Raw genomic sequence first — 5,530 nt, forward strand, 5'->3', positions numbered from 1 at the left:
CGCTGAGCGTGATCGGCGTGTTCGGGATGGCGGCGCTCAGATCGCCTGAAAGGTAGAGATTGTCTTCCTTGCCGGCGCCGAGCGAGAGCGCATTCTGCTTGGGAGCATAAGCAACCATGACCTTGCCCGTCACCGGCCCGAAAGTGTGCGAGAGAGCGACATAAGGCTCGAAGAAATCGGTATCGAGACCCGCTGTGATCTTCTCGGCGCCGGGATAGTAATAATAGATGAAGCCGACATCGAGCGTCGTTCCACCGAAGCTTTTCTTGAAGCCGCCGATCAGATCGATCTCCTGATCGGAGCCGCCGGCGACATAATCGTCGATCGAGGAGCCCCAGGTGCCGACATACAGGCCCGAGCTATGATTGAGGAAGATGTTTCCCTGGATCGCGAAATCCTTGTCGGTCTGCGAAATGCCGCGGAACCGATAGTCGGAGACGAGTGCCGCACCACCCGTGACGCTGAGGCCGCCACCCAGATCCGCAGCCATCGCCGGCGAGGCCAGCGCAGTGGTGAAGGCAAGGGCAGCAAGTCCAGTGAGAAGCGATTTGCGCATAGGATATCCCCGTGAAAAGGTTGTTCCACTCTCCTCATCCCGCGAGGTCTCGCTACCGGTCCGGAGCGAGTGATCGCCAGAGGCCGGGACTGTGCACATTCGTGTTGCGCTGCACAATAAAAAGAAGCTTGATGACGCATCCAAGACATTTGTGTTGCTGCGCTGCAACGGTCCGGCGCCATTCCTCTCTCGGGGGAAATGCGACAAAAATCGTTCACGATGAGGCAGATCGGAGCTACATCCCCCGCATGAGCATGCGCGACGGCGGGGTCCTGCCCGAACCAGAGGCGACGGTATCCGACGAGCCGCGGGCCGCCCCCCCTCCCCCAACGGCGCCGACGATCGGCGACCAGCCGCGGCGATTGAAGCCTGTGCTCGCGCTGGTTGCGGGGCTGTTCATCGCGTTGTTCGTGTGGCTCGCGCTGACGGCGCCGTTGTCGAAGTCGCTCCAGCCGATCGCCGCGCCGAGCATCACCTTGCTCTCCGCCGAAGGCGAGCCGATCGCCCGACGCGGTGCGATTGTCGCGGCTCCGGTCGACGTGACCAAGCTCCCGAACCATGTCCCTGGCGCATTCCTCGCGATCGAGGATCGCCGCTTTTACACCCACATCGGGGTCGATCCGTGGGGGATCGCGCGGGCGGCCTGGCGCAACACCCGCTCGGGCGGTGTCCGCGAGGGCGGCAGCACGATCACGCAGCAGCTCGCCAAGCTGTCGTTCCTCAGCGCCGACCGCACCGCGGCGCGCAAGGTGCGCGAGGCCCTGATCGCTTTCTGGCTGGAAATCTGGCTTTCGAAGGAAGAGATCCTCAGCCGCTACCTTTCGAGCGTCTATTTCGGCGACAATGTCTATGGCCTGAGGGCGGCCGCGCACCATTATTTCACCAAGAAGCCGGAGGATCTCACCGTGCCGCAGGCGGCGATGCTGGCGGGACTGGTCAAGGCGCCTTCGCGCCTCGCGCCGACCTCGAACCTCACGGGTGCCCGGCGGCGCGCGAAGCTCGTCGTCGCGGCGATGGTCGAGGCGGGGATGGTCAGCGAGAAGGAAGCGGCCCGCCTCAAGCCGGCAAAGCTGCGCGTCGCGCGCGTGCGCGACATCCCGACCGGCACCTATTTTGCCGACTGGGTGCTTCCGGAGGCACGAAGCTTTGCCGAAGCGACCTATGGCGAGCGCGAGGTCACGACGACGCTCGAAAACACCCTCCAGCGCCAGGCGGTGCGCGCGGTACGCAATGCCGGGCTCGGCCGGGCGCAAGTGGCGCTGATCGCGATGCGCCGGGACGGCCGCATCGTCGCGATGGTCGGCGGCAAGGATTATGCGAAGAGCCCGTTCAACCGCGCTACCCAGGCGCGGCGGCAGCCGGGATCGACGTTCAAGCTGTTCGTCTATCTTGCCGCGTTGCGCGCCGGGATGACTCCCGACACGATGATCAGCGACACGCCTCTGACGGTCGGCGACTGGTCGCCAAAGAACCACAACGGCCGCTATCGGGGGCTGATCACCTTGCGCGAGGCGTTCGCCACTTCGAGCAACGTCGCGGCGGTGCGCCTGTCGGAACGTGTCGGGCGCGACGCGGTGATCCGTGCCGCGCGCGATCTCGGCGTAACCAGCCCGCTCACCGCTCAGCCGAGCTTGGCGCTTGGCACGTCGGGAATGACATTGCTCGAACTGACATCGGCTTATGCGGCGGTGGCGGCCAACAGCTATCCGATCAAGCCGCGCGGCCTGCCGGAGGTCCGGCAAGGCTGGTTCCAGCGCTTCTGGGGCAACCGGCGCAGCTTCGACGACGGCACTGGGGAAATGATGCTCGACCTTCTCGCGGCCGCCGCCAATGACGGCACCGGACGCGCGGCGGCGCTGCGCGCCGGAACGTTCGGGAAGACCGGGACGACGCAGGACAATCGCGATGCCATCTTCGTCGGTTTCTCAGGCGATATCGTCACCGCGGTGTGGGTCGGCAACGACGACAACAGCCCACTTCACGGAGTCGCCGGTGGCGGCATTCCGGCCCGGATCTGGCGCGATTTCATGGCGGCCGCGGTCAAGAGCGAGCCGGCGCGCCCGCGCCAACCGATCGTGGCGCCCCCGATCGTACCGGATGAAGAGCCGTTCGACTCCGGCCTGGTTCTCGAGGACGAACCGGTGGCAGGCGGTGATGAATTCACGGTCGAGCTATCACGCCCGATCGAGGGACCCGACGACGAAGTTGATGCGGTGATCGTTCCCGACATTGCCCCGCCGCCGCCGGTCGAGGAGTTACCGGACAGCGGCGAGTGATCCGCCGGGCTATCCGGCAGGATGATGATCAGGAAGGATTTTGGGGACGGGCCTTGCGGCTATCGTAATATTTCTTGGCGGCGTAGCCGCCGGCGAGCGCGAGCCCGAGCGGCCCGAACAATCGGCGGGCGATCGCCGGGGCCATCGCTCCGATCAATGCGCCCCTCGCTCCGCCGCCGCTGCGCCGCGCTACCCGCTCGCCGATCGCCGCTCCGATAATCTTGCCGATCATAAACCTGCTCCTTGCCAAAGGCGTTTCCTCAACAGCGCGGGAGGACGCCGCTTTGTTCCATCAGGACAACGACTTGGGCGGCAGGGATCACCTAAGCTAGCGCAGCGAAAGCAGGAGCAAGGGGTGCTCGAGCAGCCGTTTGACCTCCTGGATGAAGCTTGCCGCATCCCAGCCGTCGACGACGCGGTGATCGAACGACGAGGACAGGTTCATCATCTTGCGGATCTCGATGCGCTGCTCGATCGCGACCGGCCGCGCGACCACCTTGTTGATCGCGACGATCGCGACCTCGGGGCGATTGATCACCGGCGTCGACACGATTCCACCCAAGGGGCCGAGGCTGCTGATCGTGATCGTCGAGCCCGACAAATCCTCGCGCGCGACGGTGCCGTCGCGGGTCTCCTCCGCAAGGCGCGCGATCTCGGAGGCCAAGCTCCATAAATCGCGATCCTGCGCGTCGCGGATCACGGGCACCGCAAGGCCGTTCGCCGTCTGGGTCGCCACTCCCATGTGCACCGCGCCGTGGCGGGTGACGACATTGGCCTCGTCGTCGTAGCGCGCGTTGATTTGCGGATAGGCGGTAAGCGCGCGGCAGATCGCCGTGATCAGGAACGGCAGCAGGGTGAGCCTGGGATTGTCACCGCGGTCGGCGTTCATCATCTCGCGCGTGTTCTCGAGCGCGGTGACATCGACTTCCTCGACATAGGAGAAGTGCGGGATGCGGCGCTTCGCCTCCTGCAGATTCTCCGCGATGCGGCGGCGAAGGCCGACGACCTTGACCTGCTCGTCGCGCCGAGGCCGCGCGGCTGCGCCATGGGGCGCGGCACCGCCATTGTAGAGCAAATAAGCATCGAGATCGGAGTGGCGGATGCGATCGCCGCCCGCCGATTTCACTTGCGAGAGGTCGATGCCGAGATCGCGTGCGCGCTGGCGGACGGCGGGTGAGGCGAGCGCGCGTGCGGCGGGAGCGCGCCCTACCGCAAGAGCCTCCTCCTCGCCCCCCGGAGGCTGTTCGTCCTTCGGCTTGTCGGCGTCTCGCCTGTCGCCTTCGCGCCGGTTCCCGTCCCGGCGCTCGCCGTCGCGCCGGTCTCCGCTTCGCCGATCGGGTTCGCCGCGATCGTGCTTGCGCCGGTCTTCGTCGCCTGAGCGGCGATCGCCATCGCGCCTGTCGCCGCCGCGGCGATCCCCGTCGCGGCGATCCCCGGAACGTCGATCGTCGGAGGCGTCGGCCTCGGCCGTGCTCGGCTCCACCGCCGCCAGCGCGGGATTCTTTTCGATCAGACCGTCGGTGAACGCGATGGTGTCGTGACGATCGCCGGCAACCGGCGCAGCCCCATTCTCAGTATCGAGCACGACCAGCACCGAACCGATCGCGATCTGATCGCCGACCTCGCCGGCGAGCGCGACGACGCGCCCTGCGACCGGCGATTCCATCTCGACGGTGGCCTTGTCGGTCATCACGTCGGCGATCTGCTGATCCTCCTCGACATGATCGCCGACCTTGACGTGCCAGGCGGCGATTTCCGCCTCGGCGATCCCCTCCCCGACGTCGGGCAGCTTGAATTCATAGCGCGCCATGACTTCAACCCTCCTCCACTATTCCCCACCGACAATGTTGCGCAGAGCGAGGCCCAGGCGGACCGGACCCGGAAAGTAGGCCCATTCGAGAGCATGCGGATAAGGCGTGTCGAAGCCGGTCACGCGCTGGATCGGCGCTTCGAGATGATAGAAGCAGCGCTCCTGGACGAGCGCGCTGAGTTCGGCGCCGAAGCCGGCGGTACGGGTCGCTTCGTGCAGGATGATGCAGCGGCCGGTCTTCTTCACCGACATTTCGATCGTCTCGATGTCGAGCGGCACCAGGGTGCGCAGATCGATCACTTCCGCATCCACTCCCTCGGCTTCCGCTGCCGACACGGCGACATGGACCATCGTGCCGTAGCACAAAATGGTCACCGCCTCTCCCTCCCGCGCGATCGCGGCCTTGCCGAGCGGAACATTGAAATAGCCTTCGGGAACTTCGGCTTGCGGATGCTTGGCCCACGGCGTCACCGGCCGCTCGTAATGGCCGTCGAACGGGCCGTTGTAGATGCGCTTGGGCTCGAAGAAGATGACCGGATCATTGTCTTCGATCGCCGAAATCAGCAGGCCTTTGGCGTCGTAGGGATTGGACGGGATCACCGTCTTGATGCCCGAGACATGGGCGAAGATCGCCTCGGGCGACTGGCTGTGCGTCTGGCCGCCGAAAATGCCGCCGCCATAAGGCGAGCGGACGACCAGGGGGATCGCCCATTCGCCGGCGCTGCGGTAGCGCATCCGGCCGGCCTCCGAGACGATCTGGTCGACCGCGGGATAGATGTAATCGGCGAACTGGACCTCCGCCACCGGGCGCAGGCCGTAAGCGGCCATGCCGATCGCGACGCCGACGATACCGCCCTCGGCAATCGGGGTATCCAAGACGCGCGCACG

General features: G+C 65.9%; 5 protein-coding genes. 1 reads left to right on the forward strand and 4 read right to left on the reverse strand.

Annotated elements, in window-relative coordinates:
• The coding region (locus V6M48_RS08235) for a TorF family putative porin (protein WP_332812058.1) at nt 1-556 on the reverse strand (556 nt) is incomplete at its 3' end.
• A 248-nt stretch (nt 557-804) separates the two neighbouring features.
• On the opposite strand from V6M48_RS08235, the gene V6M48_RS08240 reads away from it, so the two are divergent.
• Nucleotides 805-2,832 carry a transglycosylase domain-containing protein gene (locus tag V6M48_RS08240; protein ID WP_443019061.1) on the forward strand — a complete coding sequence of 676 codons (2,028 nt, stop codon included), beginning with the start codon at nt 805-807 and terminating at the stop codon, nt 2,830-2,832.
• A 28-nt stretch (nt 2,833-2,860) separates the two neighbouring features.
• Here V6M48_RS08240 and V6M48_RS08245 read toward each other — a convergent pair whose 3' ends face one another.
• From V6M48_RS08245 to V6M48_RS08255, 3 genes are all read right to left on the reverse strand, one after another.
• Nucleotides 2,861-3,064 carry a hypothetical protein gene (locus V6M48_RS08245; protein WP_332812059.1) on the reverse strand — a complete coding sequence of 68 codons (204 nt, stop codon included), beginning with the start codon at nt 3,062-3,064 and terminating at the stop codon, nt 2,861-2,863.
• A gap of 96 nt (nt 3,065-3,160) precedes the next feature.
• The gene (locus V6M48_RS08250) at nt 3,161-4,642 is read right to left on the reverse strand and encodes a dihydrolipoamide acetyltransferase family protein (protein ID WP_332812060.1); all 1,482 of its coding nucleotides are present in this window, start codon (nt 4,640-4,642) and stop codon (nt 3,161-3,163) included.
• Between the two features lie 18 nt (nt 4,643-4,660).
• On the reverse strand, nt 4,661-5,530 hold an 870-nt coding region (locus tag V6M48_RS08255), incomplete at its 5' end, for an alpha-ketoacid dehydrogenase subunit beta (protein WP_332812061.1).

This window comes from Sphingomonas sp. (assembly GCF_036677245.1).
Taxonomy (GTDB): Bacteria; Pseudomonadota; Alphaproteobacteria; order Sphingomonadales; family Sphingomonadaceae; genus Allosphingosinicella.